Here is a 12,738-nt window from a genome sequence, read left to right as displayed (position 1 = left end):
TTATGCTTTCACTGCTAATTGTTCAATGACTTTATTCGCAATGTGTTGATACACTTCTCCTGTCGGATGACTTGCATCATAGACAGAAGGCGCGAAATCATCCTCATTCCAATCAGGCTGTCTTAAAGGAATTTGGCCAAGGACTGATACACGCAGCTCTTCAGCCAGCTTTTCCCCGCCGCCTTTTCCAAAAACGTATTCCTTTTCACCTGTTTTTTTGCTTTCATAATAGCTCATATTCTCAACGACACCGAGCACTTCATGATCTGTTTGCAGTGCCATTGCGCCTGCTCTTGCTGCAACGAAGGCAGCCGTTGGATGCGGTGTAGTGACAATGATTTCTTTACAGCTAGGCAGCATTGTATGAATATCTAGCGCTACATCTCCCGTTCCAGGCGGAAGGTCTAATAGTAAGTAATCTAATTCTCCCCACTCAACTTCGTGGAAGAAGTTATTTAACATTTTTCCAAGCATCGGTCCTCTCCAAATAACCGGTGCATTTTCTTCAACAAAAAAGCCCATTGAAATCACTTTGACACCAAAGCGCTCCACAGGAATAATTTTTTCCCCTTTAACTGTTGGTCTGACAGTGATTCCCATCATATCCGGTACACTAAAGCCATAAATATCAGCATCAATCAGCCCGACTTTTTTCCCTAGACGAGCGAGCGCTACAGCAAGGTTAACAGAAACCGTCGATTTACCAACGCCGCCCTTTCCACTCGCAATCGCTAAGAACTCAGGCGGATTTTTAGAGTTAAGCAGGGTTTCTTCCTCATCTTGTGATGGCATAAACTTTTCAAGTGTTTCCTGAGGAAGTTCCTCAAAACGAAGTCCTACTGTGTTAGCGCCAGCTGCTTTCAAGGCTTGTACGATGTCTTGCTGCAGCTTCATCTGCTCAGCAGTGCCTGTTTTGGCAATAGCCACCTTCAGGCTCACATGCTCTTTCTCAGGCTTTAGGCTGATTTCCTTGATGGCATCCAGCTCACCAAGCGGTATATGAAGGAAAGGTTCGTCCATCTTCCCAACTAGTTTTCTCACATCATCTTGTCCGATCATAGCAGAACCTCACCCTTTATTGAATTCGTTTACAATCCAAGTATATCATACATATCCTTACAATGTCTGTCCTGTTTGCCTGTGATCAAAAGGAAAAAGCCCCTTATTCAGGCGGCGCTTTTTGCTCTGTTAAATATCTTAAAATTCCTTTATAAATAGAGGCAGCAATTTGATCCTGATATTTAGGTGTTGCCAGCTGTCCAGCCTCTTTCGGGTTGGAGAGAAATCCAATTTCCACAAGAGCTCCTGGCTTTGTGACATTTTGCATTAAATAAATGCCATTAATCCGCTTCGCCTTTCGATCTGTGTTTTCAAGATTCCTGCGCAATTCATCCTGAATGAACTTGGCTGCCTTTTCATTTTCTTCATACTTTCCGTAAAAAAACGTCTGAGCCCCGCTCCATTTGTTTGATGGTATCGCATTTAAATGAATGCTTAAATAGAGATCCGCTTCAGATTCATTGATGACTTTGACGCGGTTCCTTAAATCCTCCGCTTTCTTCCGGGCATATCCCTTTGTATTCTTTGATGATAAATCAGAATCATCCTCTCGGGTCATGAGAACAAGTGCTCCCTGCTCCTGCAAATAGTCACGTATCTTCATGGATACATCCAGTGCAATCTCTTTCTCAAGCAGCTCTCCTCCCACAGCCCCGCCATCTGGACCGCCGTGACCCGGATCTAAATAGATGATCTTCCCGCTTAGAGGCAAATTCCACGATTTCCATGAATCATCATTTAGAAATTGAAACCTGAATAAGAATAAGAGGACAATAAACCCAATTAAAAACCCTGTCCACTTCAGCTTTCTTTTCATCCCTGTCCCTCCCATACACCATTATTTTATAGATATGGGACAAGGGCTGGAAATATGCTTAGTGCAGCCGAAGCTTGTGTCTTTTTTCTGATTCACGAAAGCCTTCCTGCCACCACATGCTTAAAAAATCCTTCGCAAATGGATATAAATATGACATCTTCCGCTCCATACGGAACATATTCCCCCACGATTGCAAGCACCCCGCGAGCTCTTCAATCAGCTCGGCTTCCTCCTGGGAGGATCGCTTTTTGATATCGTCAAACGACTCGCCGTATTTACTCGACTCACCGTATCTTCCGCCAGCTAAAAAAGCTTCAATGGCGAAATCGATGCAGCCATCACTCATTATACCGGCTGGATCATCTGCAAATGGAAACAGCTTCTTTGTGAATTTCTCAGAAGCGGCCGTCACTTGTTGAAGAGACAATGTACGCAAAAGCTTCTTTTCAAGCGTGACATCTCGTTTTGTTTTTAGTTGATAAAATGAAAGCACTTCCGCCATGGACTGAACTCCTTTTTTCTTTGTATTGTTCGTTGGTTTGAACAAAACATGCAGTTCAGTAAATGGAAATGGCGGCCTGTGAACGATCGGAATGGATAAGCATTAGACGTCATGTATGGAGAAAAAGAAAATGCAGGCTATACAGAAGAACAGTTTGACGCCTTCTGGTTTGATCAAAAGGACACAATCGAAAAAACGTATTTATACAACGCCATCGCACTTTTTATTCTTGTCGATAACGTAGAGCAAGTGACACTTAACATGAGCTCGAAAGACGAGCCGTCCGTCACGTTTAAAAGAAAACAGCTAGAAAAAGAGCTCCCTCACCCTTTTAAAAAGTACAAAGACGATACAGCGTTTTGGCAAAAGGAACTGGTTGATGGAGTTGTGAAGTCAAAAAAGAAACGCCAAGATGTATACAAAGCGTTTCCAATGCAGAAATAATAAAACAGAGGGGTGTTTCCCTCTGTTTTTTGATGTTTATGTAGTGAAAGCCTGTATCAATCGTTGTCGAAAGTTTTGATCCACTGCTGTAGTAAGCATAAATTCGTTGAATACTTCCCCAATCCAGTGAGAATTGTTGGCTTTTGGATCATTGATAAAAAGAGAAATGGATATAGAGGATGTATCTGTTCTTCGATATAAAGCACCTGTGAAAACGAACAATGTTGCACCGCCTTTATACCAAAAATATTGATCTGTTTCCTTTTTCAATGTTTCTCCCAGTACGATTTGGCTAAAAAGACTCTTTTCTTCTGTTGTTAACAGCTCGTCATGAAGCCGTTTCATAAATTGTGCATATTGATTGGTTGTAGACTTTGTCAGCTTTTGCGTCAGTAATGATTGTATACGCCAGCCTAATAAGTTCTTTTTTTTCATTTTTTCTTCTAACGCCTTTTTATGCTCTGGGTCATTTTTCATGATATTAAAAATCTCATTCATTAGAGATTTGTATTGTTCTTCGGATACACCGCTCATTTTCTTGAATGCATCCCGCCGACGATCAGATACATAAGCGGACCACAAAATCACTGGCGTCAGCGGCATGAGTTCATCATGTTCTGTAAGACCTGCTTGTTTCATCTGATCATTGATCTTTTCTAAGCCCAGCCGGTCAATCAAATAATCCGTACAAGCATTTGAACTGAATTGCATCATCCCTTTGGCAACATCTAATAAAGTCGCATGCTCAGAAAAATCATTGACCTCCAGCCAGTACGCGTGCGCACCACCGTCTGTTCTATCAATATAAAACCGCTCTATATTAGACAATGCCACTTTTTCCTCTAGCTTGATGCCGCCGATCGATACAGCTTTAACAAAATGAAATAAAACCACTAATTTCACCGTACTTGCAAGTGGCGTTTTTTGATCAGCATTCCACTCTAACACCACATCATCATTTTCAATGATTGTCACTGATACGTCCTTTTTGTTTTTTGCGACAAATGTCAAAAGATCTTCCTTCGTTTTCTTCATATCTCTTTTATACAGCAAGACTTGAACCCCCACGTAAAGTACGACCACACCTATAACAACTAGACCGATTTTGAGTAACATGTTTCTCCTTTCCAAATAACAGAGGTTTTACATGTTTAATATAACAAATATTTAAAATAAAGGCATAAAAAGGCAGAGGTTCGTGAATCCTCCGCTTCTTGATGTCCTTATTCATGGGGCAGATGCAGCTTCATTCCTTCATGCGTGGCTTCAAACCCTAATTTCTCATAAAAATGTCGTGCTTCTGGCCTCTGTTTATCTGTTGTCAGCTGAATCATATGACAGCCGCGGTCGCTTGCGCGTTGAATGGCCCACTTTATAAGCAGCGAACCGACTCCTTTCCCTCTATGACTTGAAGCCGTACGAACTCCTTCAATGGATGCTCTCCATCCCCCTTGATGTGTAAGAAATGGCGTCATGGTTAACTGAAGAACACCAACTGCTTCTTCCTGGTCACACGCAACAATGAGTTCAATATTTGGATCAGCATTTATTGAATGAAAGGCTTCAATATAGCTTTCTAATAATGGGCGAGTGTAACGCTCTCTCTTTTGACCTAACTTATCATCTGAAAGCATGAAGATGATTTGGTCGAGGTCTTCTAGCACAGCTTCTCTACATGTTAATTGATTTATATTCAATGAAAGCACCTCCTGGGATGGACGAAAACTATCTTCACTTACCAAAATACCAGTTAAGAGCGTTCTCATTAAGATTTGATCAGCTGCTTTTTCATCAATGTACTTCATATCATGAAAACTGATCAAGCCCTCTTCTCGAACCATTCCTCTTGTAGGAGGGCATAGTAAAACTCATCCCACCACTCATTTCCTTGGGGTATACATTTTTTAAAATACCCCTCTCTCCTCATCCCCATTTTCTCCATCACTCTCCACGATGGCACATTTTCAGGCTGACAAGTGGCAATGATCCGATGTAAGTTCAGTGTGTGAAAACCATGATGTAAGACAGCATACGCCGCTTCTGATGCATAGCCCTTGTTTTGATAGGCAGGATTGAAAACCCAGCCAATTTCATATGTGTGCTCACCAAAGTAAGAATGAAACACGATATGCCCGATGCAAATCTGGTTTTCTTTTAATAGAACAGCAAAATTCTTGGCTGTTTTAAGACGATTATTTTTAACAAATTCCTGCCCATTTTCTTTAGAAAAAACACCTTCCGGAATATACTTCATCACTTCCGGATCAGAAGTATATGCATAGACATCCTGCCAATCATCTTCAGCAAATGAGCGAATGATACACCTTTCTGTTGTTAGATTCATATGACACCCCCTCCATAGACTTCGTTTTTTAAACAGAAACCTTGCTATGATCCTATTTTATATGTTTCCATACAAAAAAAGCACAAATAAAAAAAGCATCAGCAGGATGCTGATGCTTTTCATATATGGTTTGTCTGTAACAAACCTTTGTAAAACGTCCATACAATATAAAATTGATTAACGTTTTGAGAACTGAGGTGCGCGACGAGCGCCTTTAAGACCGTATTTCTTACGCTCTTTCATACGAGAGTCACGAGTAAGAAGTCCAGCACGTTTAAGTGGTGTACGGTACTCAGGATCTACTTCTAGAAGAGCACGAGAGATACCGTGACGAATTGCTCCAGCTTGACCAGAGAATCCACCACCGTGAACATTTACAAGAACATCGTAGCTGTTAGCTGTTTCTGTGATGTTCAAAGGCTGTTTCACGTCTTCGATTAAAGCAGCGAATGGAATGTATTCAGTAATTTCACGATTATTAACGACGATACGGCCTTCACCTGGAACTAAGCGAACGCGCGCTACAGAACTTTTACGACGACCTGTACCGTAATATTGAACCTGTGCCAAATTGTTAACCTCCCTTATAATTAACCGCGAAGTTCGTAAACTTCAGGTTGTTGTGCTTGATGTGGATGCTCAGAACCACGGTACACATTTAATTTTTTGAACATTTGACGACCTAGTGGACCCTTTGGAAGCATACCTTTGATAGCAAGCTCCAACATTTTTTCAGGGTAGTTTGTACGCATCTCAAGAGCAGTTCTTTGTTTCAAACCACCTGGGTGCATCGTGTGACGGTAGTAAATTTTGTCCGTCAATTTCTTGCCAGTTAATTCGATTTTCTCAGCATTGATGATGATTACATGATCACCTGTATCAACGTGTGGTGTATAAGTTGGTTTGTGCTTACCGCGCAAAAGTGATGCTACTTCAGTAGAAAGACGACCTAGAGTCTTGCCTGCCGCATCAACAACTAGCCATTTGCGCTCAATTGTGCTTGCGTTCGCCATTGGTGTTGTACGCATGAGTTTCCCTCCTAAATAAATCAATGAATTTTCCTTGAATCAAATGCTACGTTCTATTTCAAAACACAGATAAGTCTTCCGGGGCTTATTTGTGGGGTTGAAATACATACCATATGATATCTTATAACTTTCTGCTTCCTGTGTCAAGAACATGTTACACCTGGTTTAGTTGTCATAGAAAACTTCCCATAAATACAGTCCGTGACTAGGCGCAGTCTTGCCTGCCGCTTCGCGATTTCGGGCGGCAAGCATGGCTTTTATCTCATCAGGGTGAAATTTACCAGAACCGATTTCAAGCAACGTTCCAGCGATAATCCGCACCATGTTGTATAAAAAACCATTCCCTCTCACACGCATTTCAAGGCCGTCTGAGACGTTTTTCCACTCAAGGGCATAAATAACCCTCACCTTGTCCTGAACCTCTGTATTGGCCGCACAAAAGCTTGTAAAGTCATGTGTCCCAATCAGGTGCTCTGCGGCTTCTCTCATTTTATCGATGTCCAGCCGGTAAGGATAGTGACAGGCATACTGTCTCGTGAACACATTTTGGTGTGTTTCTGTTGAGACCTTATAACGGTACTCCTTCGAAACAACACCAAATCTGGCATGAAACGAATCATCGACCTCCTCAGCCTTTAGAACACGGATATCATCCGGCAGCAGGCTGTTGAGGGCAAAAGGCCATCTCTCCATCGGGATCGAGAGCGGGGTCTCAAAATGGATGACCTGTCCCTTTGCATGGACACCGCTGTCTGTCCGGCCGGAAGCCACGATCGGAATCAGTTCATCCTGTTTGTGCATTCTTGCAAGGGCCGACTCAATCTCCGTCTGAACGGTTCGCTGCCCTGGCTGCACCTGATAGCCTTTAAAATGTGTCCCATCGTAGGATACGGTACATTTGACCTTCATCTAGGAATCACCTAATTTCTAAGCAGCACAAGGAGTGCTGTTAACAGGATGAATAGAAGCAGCGTGAACGTGTCCTTCATGCCCCAGACAAGCTGACGGTATTTCGTCCGTCCTTCTCCCCCGCGGTAGCCTCTCGCTTCCATCGCGGTCGCCAGTTCCTCTGCACGCTTAAACGCACTGACGAAAAGCGGAACAAGCAAAGGAACGATAGCTTTCAGACGATCCTTTAAAGGTCCGCTTGTAAAATCAACGCCTCTTGCCATTTGTGCCTTCATGATTTTGTCTGTCTCTTCTAATAACGTCGGAATAAACCGAAGAGAGATGGACATCATGAGAGCAAGCTCATGAACAGGCAGTTTGATTTTACGGAATGGGTGCAGCAGTTTTTCCATCCCGTCTGTCACTTCTATAGGCGTTGTGGTTAACGTAAGAAGTGTCGTCATCATAATGAGATAGACAAAACGGAGTGAAATGAAGATCCCCTGTTTAAGACCTTCTTCATAAATATTCAGAAAACCAAAGTGGAATAGCAAGGCGCCATCCTTTGTCATGAAAATATGCAGAATAAAGGTAAACAGGACAATCCATAGGATCGGCTTCATTCCCTTGAGAATAAAGTATAGCGGCACCTGAGAAACCATCACCACAAGGATGGTAAAGACACCTAAAAGCCCGTAAGTGATGTAATTATTAGCAAAAAAGACGATAAAGACGAAAAAGAAAATTGATAACAGCTTTGTCCTTGGATCAAGACGATGGACAAAGGATGAGCCTGGCACATATTTGCCGATAATCATACTATCCATCATGATGTCGTGTCCTCCTGATAAAGAGCTGTTAAGGCTTCTGCCATTTCATCCATGGTCAGAAGCGGCCTTGGAAACGTAATACCAAGCTTTTCTTCTACAGTCTGCTGGAATTTAATCGTTTCCGGGAGGTCGAGACCAAACGAAGACATGTCTGTACGATTGGCAAACAACTCTCTCGGCGTGCCTGTCGCCTTCACTGTTCCTTTATGCATCACAATCATTTGATCCGCATAATGAGCGGCATCCTCCATACTGTGTGTGACCAGGATCGTGGTGAGGTTTGCCTTTTGATGAAGGTCATAGAACATGTCCATAATTTCCTTCCGCCCGCGTGGATCCAGCCCAGCAGTCGGCTCATCAAGCACAAGCACTTCTGGCTCCATCGCTAAAACGCCTGCAATCGCCACACGTCTCATTTGACCGCCGCTTAGTTCAAAGGGAGATCGAGATAATAGAGATTCAGGAAGACCAACCAGTTTCAGCATCTCCTTCGCCTTCGCTTCTGCCTTCTCTTGAGGAACACCGAAGTTCATTGGACCAAAGCAGATATCCTTGAGGATGGTTTCCTCAAAGAGCTGATGCTCAGGAAACTGAAACACGATGCCTACCTTTTTCCGGAGGGGTTTCATATCCTTCTGCTTTTTATTGGCTTGTAAAATTGTCTCTCCAAGCGCAATGCTCCCCTTCGTTGGTTTGAGCAATCCATTTAAATGCTGCAGCAATGTAGACTTACCAGAGCCCGTATGACCAATGACAGCGACATAGCTGCCCTCTTTGATGGAAGCATTGACATCATACAAAGCGAGACGCTCAAACGGCGTTTTCATTTGATAACGATGCTCTAATTCTTTGATCGTAATGTCCATAGCTCTTTCACCAATCCTTCTTGTGTCAAATGGGCATTTGCAAGCGGCACACCTTGCTGCTTCAATTGCTTGCTCAATCGATAGGAGAATGGCAGATCAAGTCCAATCTGAACCAGCTGTTCATCTAGTTCAAATACTTCCTCTGGCGTTCCCTCGGCAAATTTCTTCCCGCCATTCATCACAATGACGCGGTCTGCCTTGGCAGCCTCGTCTAAATCATGTGTGATGGAAATGACTGTGACCGTTCCTTGTTCCTTCAATAGTCTAACAGTCTCTAACACTTCTTCACGGCCAATCGGATCAAGCATTGATGTTGCTTCATCCAAGATCATGATGTCAGGGCTTGCGGCAAGCACACCTGCAATGGCGACTCTCTGCTTCTGCCCGCCTGATAGATGGTGCGGCTCTTGATCAAGAAACTCCTGCATATTGACCTGTTTGACAGCCCAATCTACACGTTCTATCATCAATTCCCGCTCAACCCCGTTATTTTCTAAACCAAAAGCCACATCATCACGAACCGTTGAGCCCACAAATTGGTTATCTGGGTTTTGAAAGACCATTCCTACCTTTTTGCGAATATCCCAAACACTTTCTTCTTTGAGCTCAATCTCTCCAACCTTGACCGTACCAGCATCCGGTAAAATGAGCCCATTCAGCACACGGGCAAGTGTGGATTTACCTGAACCGTTATGACCAACAATGGCGAGCCATTCATTTTGATTCACATGCAGTGACACTTGATCTAAAGCGGGCTTGTCCGCATCCTTGTGATAACGAAATACAATGTCTTTTACGTCAATTAATGTCTTCCCCATCTCTACCGGACCTCCTCTCAGCTCAACCTCTTCTTTGCTTATTCCTAAAAAAGCCGTAGTACCTAAAAAAGGGCATAGATCCAGTTATGAACTGTCCCGCCCTTTCTTAGATACACGATATGTGATTAAACTAATTCAATGACAGCCATTGGTGCGCCATCGCCGCGACGAGGTCCAAGCTTCATGATACGAGTGTATCCACCTTGGCGATCTTCGTAGCGAGTTGCAACGTCAGCGAATAATTTTTGAAGTGCATCTTGGTTTGTTTCAGCGTTAGCTACTTCATTACGAATGTAAGCTGCAGCTTGACGGCGAGCATGAAGATCTCCGCGTTTGCCAAGAGTGATCATTTTTTCAACTACAGAGCGAAGTTCTTTCGCACGTGTTTCAGTTGTTTCGATGCGTTCGTTGATGATCAAATCAGTCGTTAGGTCACGAAGCATTGCTTTACGTTGTGCACTAGTGCGTCCTAGCTTTCTGTATGCCATGTGATGTCCCCTCCTTAATTAGAGATGCTGTATGAATAAAAAACACACGAAAATCCTAGTTCACAATGAAACTAGTCAATCGTCTTTACGAAGACCCAGTCCAAGTTCTTCTAGTTTCGCTTTCACTTCTTCAAGAGATTTACGTCCAAGGTTACGAACTTTCATCATATCCTCTTCTGTCTTGTTAGCAAGCTCTTGAACAGTGTTAATACCCGCACGCTTCAAACAGTTGTAAGAACGAACAGAAAGATCAAGCTCTTCAATTGTCATTTCAAGCACTTTTTCTTTTTGGTCTTCTTCTTTCTCAACCATGATTTCAGCATGCTGAGCTTCGTCAGTTAACCCAACGAAAATATTCAGGTGTTCAGTTAAAATCTTAGAACCTAGAGCGATCGCTTCTTTCGGTCCTGTGCTTCCATCAGTCCATACATCTAGTGTTAATTTATCATAGTTTGTGATTTGCCCAACACGGGTGTTCTCCACTTGATAAGTCACACGAGATACAGGTGTATAGATTGAGTCGATCGGAATCACACCGATTGGCTGATCGTCTCTTTTGTTTGCATCAGCAGGATTATACCCGCGACCTCTTTGTGCAGTTAAGCGAACACGGAAGCTCGCATTCTTGCCAAGAGTTGCGATGTGAAGATCTGGATTTAAGATTTCAATATCGCTGTCGTGTGTAATATCAGCAGCTGTTACAGTACCTTCATCTTGTACATCAATTTCAAGCGTCTTCTCTTCTTCAGAGTAGATTTTGAGTGCAAGCTTTTTAATGTTTAAGATAATCGTTGTAACATCTTCAACCACGCCTTCGATCGTTGAGAATTCGTGTAAGACACCATCTATCTGGATCGATGTTACAGCTGCACCAGGAAGTGAGGATAAAAGGATACGACGAAGGGAGTTCCCTAAAGTGGTACCATATCCACGCTCAAGTGGCTCTACGACAAACTTGCCATACTTGGCATCGTCGCTGATTTCAACCGTTTCGATTTTTGGTTTTTCAATTTCGATCATCTAATAAAACCCTCCTTCAAAACGTCGAAACCTCGAATAGAATCATATGAGATTCCATCCGAAATTCCTCATTGTTTAGTCCCGTATGTGCTCAGGCAACGAGTCGTGTATTCGTCTCATAAATAACTGTATCATAACCCATTATTGACAGGGACACAAAATCTATACAAACAAATTACACGCGGCGACGTTTTGGTGGACGGCATCCGTTATGAGGAACTGGAGTTACGTCTCTAATTGCAGTAACTTCAAGACCTGCAGCTTGAAGCGCACGAATTGCAGCTTCACGACCAGAACCAGGACCTTTAACAGTTACTTCAAGTGTTTTAAGACCGTGTTCGATAGAACCTTTAGCAGCTGTTTCAGCAGCCATTTGTGCAGCGAAAGGAGTAGATTTACGAGAACCTCTGAATCCTAATGCACCAGCACTTGACCAAGAAATTGCGTTTCCATGAACATCAGTAATCGTTACGATCGTGTTGTTGAAAGTGGAACGGATATGAGCGATTCCAGCTTCAATATTCTTTTTCACGCGACGTTTACGCGTATTTTGTTTACGAGCAGCAGCCATTCTTTAACTACCTCCTTTACTTATTTTTTCTTGTTAGCTACAGTACGACGCGGACCTTTACGAGTACGCGCGTTGTTTTTTGTGTTTTGTCCACGAACAGGAAGTCCTCTACGATGACGGATTCCGCGGTAGCTTCCGATTTCAATTAGACGCTTAATGTTAAGTGAAACTTCACGACGAAGGTCACCTTCTACTTTAAGTTTGTCAATGATATCACGGATTTTACCAAGTTCGTCTTCAGTTAGATCGCGAACGCGAGTGTCTTCAGAAACACCTGCTTCTTTAAGGACTTGTTGCGCAGTCGTACGACCAATTCCAAAAACATATGTTAAAGAAATGACAACACGCTTATCACGTGGAATATCTACACCAGCAATACGAGCCATGATTTGGGCACCTCCTTGTTATTAGCCTTGTTTTTGTTTATGTTTTGGGTTTTCACAGATCACCATTACTTTTCCTTTTCTGCGAATAACTTTACATTTTTCACAGATAGGTTTAACAGATGGTCTCACTTTCATGTGTTTCCAACCTCCTTCTTCCGGAGTTGCTTTATTTGTAACGGTACGTAATTCTACCACGAGTTAAGTCATATGGAGATAATTCTACCGTAACTTTGTCTCCAGGTAAAATGCGAATGAAGTGCATACGGATTTTTCCTGATACATGAGCCAAAACTGTATGACCATTCTCTAGTTCAACTTTGAACATTGCGTTTGGCAAAGTTTCTGCTACAGTACCTTCCACTTCAATTACATCGTCTTTCGCCATTCAAGTGTTCTCCCTTCTTCAAATCAGTAACTTGCTCTCTGACAAATGTCCAAATGAGAATCTCTCAATTGTTCATCTATCACCCGACCTGTTTTGAATATACTGTTCTGAACTTCCGGAGATACGCAATCATAAAAGGTTATATGATTGATATTTTTTCTTAGGAGAATGAAATTTACGCTTTTCTCCGTCTGCGATTAGTACATGGCAGTCAACGAATATGCCGATGACACCTGTATACTGATCTTGTTCTTTCTTTGGACTATACAGACAACCTGCCCGATTTGGGCCT

Annotated in this window: 19 protein-coding genes and 1 pseudogene; 1 reads left to right on the top strand and 19 read right to left on the bottom strand. The window is 42.7% G+C overall.

The window, feature by feature from the left end; genetic code table 11:
* From MHI08_RS00945 to MHI08_RS00935, 3 genes are all read right to left on the bottom strand, one after another.
* A complete protein-coding gene (locus tag MHI08_RS00945; protein ID WP_041105688.1) occupies window positions 1–1,059 on the bottom strand; it encodes an Mrp/NBP35 family ATP-binding protein in 1,059 nt (352 codons plus the stop codon).
* A 103-nt stretch (window positions 1,060–1,162) separates the two neighbouring features.
* A complete protein-coding gene (cwlD, locus tag MHI08_RS00940; protein ID WP_342499894.1) occupies window positions 1,163–1,876 on the bottom strand; it encodes an N-acetylmuramoyl-L-alanine amidase CwlD in 714 nt (237 codons plus the stop codon).
* Window positions 1,877–1,934: 58 nt separating this feature from the next.
* Window positions 1,935–2,378, bottom strand: coding sequence for a DUF2521 family protein (locus MHI08_RS00935; RefSeq protein ID WP_342499893.1), 444 nt, complete (start codon window positions 2,376–2,378; stop codon window positions 1,935–1,937).
* 111 nt (window positions 2,379–2,489) lie between these two features.
* On the opposite strand from MHI08_RS00935, the gene MHI08_RS00930 reads away from it, so the two are divergent.
* Window positions 2,490–2,822: a DUF4825 domain-containing protein gene (locus MHI08_RS00930; protein WP_342499892.1), complete on the top strand. Its 333-nt coding sequence runs from the start codon at window positions 2,490–2,492 to the stop codon at window positions 2,820–2,822.
* Between the two features lie 36 nt (window positions 2,823–2,858).
* Here MHI08_RS00930 and MHI08_RS00925 read toward each other — a convergent pair whose 3' ends face one another.
* The 16 genes and pseudogenes from MHI08_RS00925 to MHI08_RS00850 form a co-directional block, all read right to left on the bottom strand.
* Window positions 2,859–3,938: a serine hydrolase gene (locus MHI08_RS00925; protein WP_342499891.1), complete on the bottom strand. Its 1,080-nt coding sequence runs from the start codon at window positions 3,936–3,938 to the stop codon at window positions 2,859–2,861.
* A gap of 107 nt (window positions 3,939–4,045) precedes the next feature.
* The gene (locus MHI08_RS00920; protein ID WP_342499890.1) at window positions 4,046–4,519 is read right to left on the bottom strand and encodes a GNAT family N-acetyltransferase; all 474 of its coding nucleotides are present in this window, start codon (window positions 4,517–4,519) and stop codon (window positions 4,046–4,048) included.
* 122 nt (window positions 4,520–4,641) lie between these two features.
* Window positions 4,642–5,166: a GNAT family N-acetyltransferase gene (locus MHI08_RS00915; protein WP_342499889.1), complete on the bottom strand. Its 525-nt coding sequence runs from the start codon at window positions 5,164–5,166 to the stop codon at window positions 4,642–4,644.
* 177 nt (window positions 5,167–5,343) lie between these two features.
* Window positions 5,344–5,736: a 30S ribosomal protein S9 gene (gene rpsI / locus MHI08_RS00910; protein WP_007496354.1), complete on the bottom strand. Its 393-nt coding sequence runs from the start codon at window positions 5,734–5,736 to the stop codon at window positions 5,344–5,346.
* Between the two features lie 20 nt (window positions 5,737–5,756).
* Complete coding sequence (rplM, locus tag MHI08_RS00905) at window positions 5,757–6,194, bottom strand: 50S ribosomal protein L13 (protein WP_003217042.1); 438 nt, start codon at window positions 6,192–6,194, stop codon at window positions 5,757–5,759.
* 165 nt (window positions 6,195–6,359) lie between these two features.
* Window positions 6,360–7,103 (bottom strand): tRNA pseudouridine(38-40) synthase TruA, encoded by a 744-nt coding sequence (gene truA, locus MHI08_RS00900; protein WP_034621540.1) that lies wholly within the window; start codon window positions 7,101–7,103, stop codon window positions 6,360–6,362.
* Between the two features lie 11 nt (window positions 7,104–7,114).
* Entirely contained in the window at window positions 7,115–7,912 is a 798-nt protein-coding gene (locus MHI08_RS00895) for an energy-coupling factor transporter transmembrane protein EcfT (RefSeq protein ID WP_024425607.1), read from the bottom strand.
* A complete protein-coding gene (locus tag MHI08_RS00890; protein WP_024425606.1) occupies window positions 7,909–8,778 on the bottom strand; it encodes an energy-coupling factor ABC transporter ATP-binding protein in 870 nt (289 codons plus the stop codon). Before MHI08_RS00890 ends, MHI08_RS00895 begins: the two co-directional genes overlap by 4 nt.
* A complete protein-coding gene (locus tag MHI08_RS00885; protein WP_008356549.1) occupies window positions 8,754–9,596 on the bottom strand; it encodes an energy-coupling factor ABC transporter ATP-binding protein in 843 nt (280 codons plus the stop codon). The genes MHI08_RS00890 and MHI08_RS00885 overlap by 25 nt, the downstream gene beginning before the upstream one ends.
* A 125-nt stretch (window positions 9,597–9,721) precedes the next feature.
* Complete coding sequence (rplQ, locus tag MHI08_RS00880) at window positions 9,722–10,084, bottom strand: 50S ribosomal protein L17 (protein ID WP_003216944.1); 363 nt, start codon at window positions 10,082–10,084, stop codon at window positions 9,722–9,724.
* Between the two features lie 75 nt (window positions 10,085–10,159).
* A complete protein-coding gene (locus tag MHI08_RS00875; RefSeq protein ID WP_003217009.1) occupies window positions 10,160–11,104 on the bottom strand; it encodes a DNA-directed RNA polymerase subunit alpha in 945 nt (314 codons plus the stop codon).
* A 175-nt stretch (window positions 11,105–11,279) separates the two neighbouring features.
* Complete coding sequence (rpsK, locus tag MHI08_RS00870; protein ID WP_003217231.1) at window positions 11,280–11,675, bottom strand: 30S ribosomal protein S11; 396 nt, start codon at window positions 11,673–11,675, stop codon at window positions 11,280–11,282.
* 20 nt (window positions 11,676–11,695) lie between these two features.
* A complete protein-coding gene (gene rpsM, locus MHI08_RS00865; RefSeq protein ID WP_003217023.1) occupies window positions 11,696–12,061 on the bottom strand; it encodes a 30S ribosomal protein S13 in 366 nt (121 codons plus the stop codon).
* Between the two features lie 21 nt (window positions 12,062–12,082).
* Window positions 12,083–12,196 carry a 50S ribosomal protein L36 gene (gene rpmJ, locus MHI08_RS00860; RefSeq protein ID WP_003156543.1) on the bottom strand — a complete coding sequence of 38 codons (114 nt, stop codon included), beginning with the start codon at window positions 12,194–12,196 and terminating at the stop codon, window positions 12,083–12,085.
* 31 nt (window positions 12,197–12,227) lie between these two features.
* Entirely contained in the window at window positions 12,228–12,446 is a 219-nt protein-coding gene (infA, locus tag MHI08_RS00855; protein ID WP_003217190.1) for a translation initiation factor IF-1, read from the bottom strand.
* Window positions 12,424–12,712, bottom strand: a pseudogene (locus tag MHI08_RS00850) (RNA-binding protein). The gene infA and the pseudogene MHI08_RS00850 overlap by 23 nt, the downstream one beginning before the upstream one ends.
* Window positions 12,713–12,738: the final 26 nt, after the last annotated feature.

The sequence above is a fragment of the Bacillus sp. FSL M7-0791 genome, assembly GCF_038627085.1.
GTDB classification, from domain to species: domain Bacteria; phylum Bacillota; class Bacilli; order Bacillales; family Bacillaceae; genus Bacillus; species Bacillus safensis.
This window is presented reverse-complemented; position numbering and strand designations above follow the sequence as displayed.

What these genes read in the sequence shown, in the direction of transcription:
- MHI08_RS00945 (WP_041105688.1), bottom strand. Translation starts at nt 1,059, where the DNA reads ATGATCGGACAAGATGATGTGAGAAAACTAGTTGGGAAGATGGACGAA.
- cwlD (WP_342499894.1), bottom strand. Translation starts at nt 1,876, where the DNA reads ATGAAAAGAAAGCTGAAGTGGACAGGGTTTTTAATTGGGTTTATTGTC.
- MHI08_RS00935 (WP_342499893.1), bottom strand. Translation starts at nt 2,378, where the DNA reads ATGGCGGAAGTGCTTTCATTTTATCAACTAAAAACAAAACGAGATGTC.
- MHI08_RS00930 (WP_342499892.1), top strand. Translation starts at nt 2,490, where the DNA reads ATGTATGGAGAAAAAGAAAATGCAGGCTATACAGAAGAACAGTTTGAC.
- MHI08_RS00925 (WP_342499891.1), bottom strand. Translation starts at nt 3,938, where the DNA reads ATGTTACTCAAAATCGGTCTAGTTGTTATAGGTGTGGTCGTACTTTAC.
- MHI08_RS00915 (WP_342499889.1), bottom strand. Translation starts at nt 5,166, where the DNA reads ATGAATCTAACAACAGAAAGGTGTATCATTCGCTCATTTGCTGAAGAT.
- rplM (WP_003217042.1), bottom strand. Translation starts at nt 6,194, where the DNA reads ATGCGTACAACACCAATGGCGAACGCAAGCACAATTGAGCGCAAATGG.
- truA (WP_034621540.1), bottom strand. Translation starts at nt 7,103, where the DNA reads ATGAAGGTCAAATGTACCGTATCCTACGATGGGACACATTTTAAAGGC.
- MHI08_RS00895 (WP_024425607.1), bottom strand. Translation starts at nt 7,912, where the DNA reads ATGATGGATAGTATGATTATCGGCAAATATGTGCCAGGCTCATCCTTT.
- MHI08_RS00890 (WP_024425606.1), bottom strand. Translation starts at nt 8,778, where the DNA reads ATGGACATTACGATCAAAGAATTAGAGCATCGTTATCAAATGAAAACG.
- MHI08_RS00885 (WP_008356549.1), bottom strand. Translation starts at nt 9,596, where the DNA reads ATGGGGAAGACATTAATTGACGTAAAAGACATTGTATTTCGTTATCAC.
- rplQ (WP_003216944.1), bottom strand. Translation starts at nt 10,084, where the DNA reads ATGGCATACAGAAAGCTAGGACGCACTAGTGCACAACGTAAAGCAATG.
- MHI08_RS00875 (WP_003217009.1), bottom strand. Translation starts at nt 11,104, where the DNA reads ATGATCGAAATTGAAAAACCAAAAATCGAAACGGTTGAAATCAGCGAC.
- rpsK (WP_003217231.1), bottom strand. Translation starts at nt 11,675, where the DNA reads ATGGCTGCTGCTCGTAAACAAAATACGCGTAAACGTCGCGTGAAAAAG.
- rpsM (WP_003217023.1), bottom strand. Translation starts at nt 12,061, where the DNA reads ATGGCTCGTATTGCTGGTGTAGATATTCCACGTGATAAGCGTGTTGTC.
- rpmJ (WP_003156543.1), bottom strand. Translation starts at nt 12,196, where the DNA reads ATGAAAGTGAGACCATCTGTTAAACCTATCTGTGAAAAATGTAAAGTT.
- infA (WP_003217190.1), bottom strand. Translation starts at nt 12,446, where the DNA reads ATGGCGAAAGACGATGTAATTGAAGTGGAAGGTACTGTAGCAGAAACT.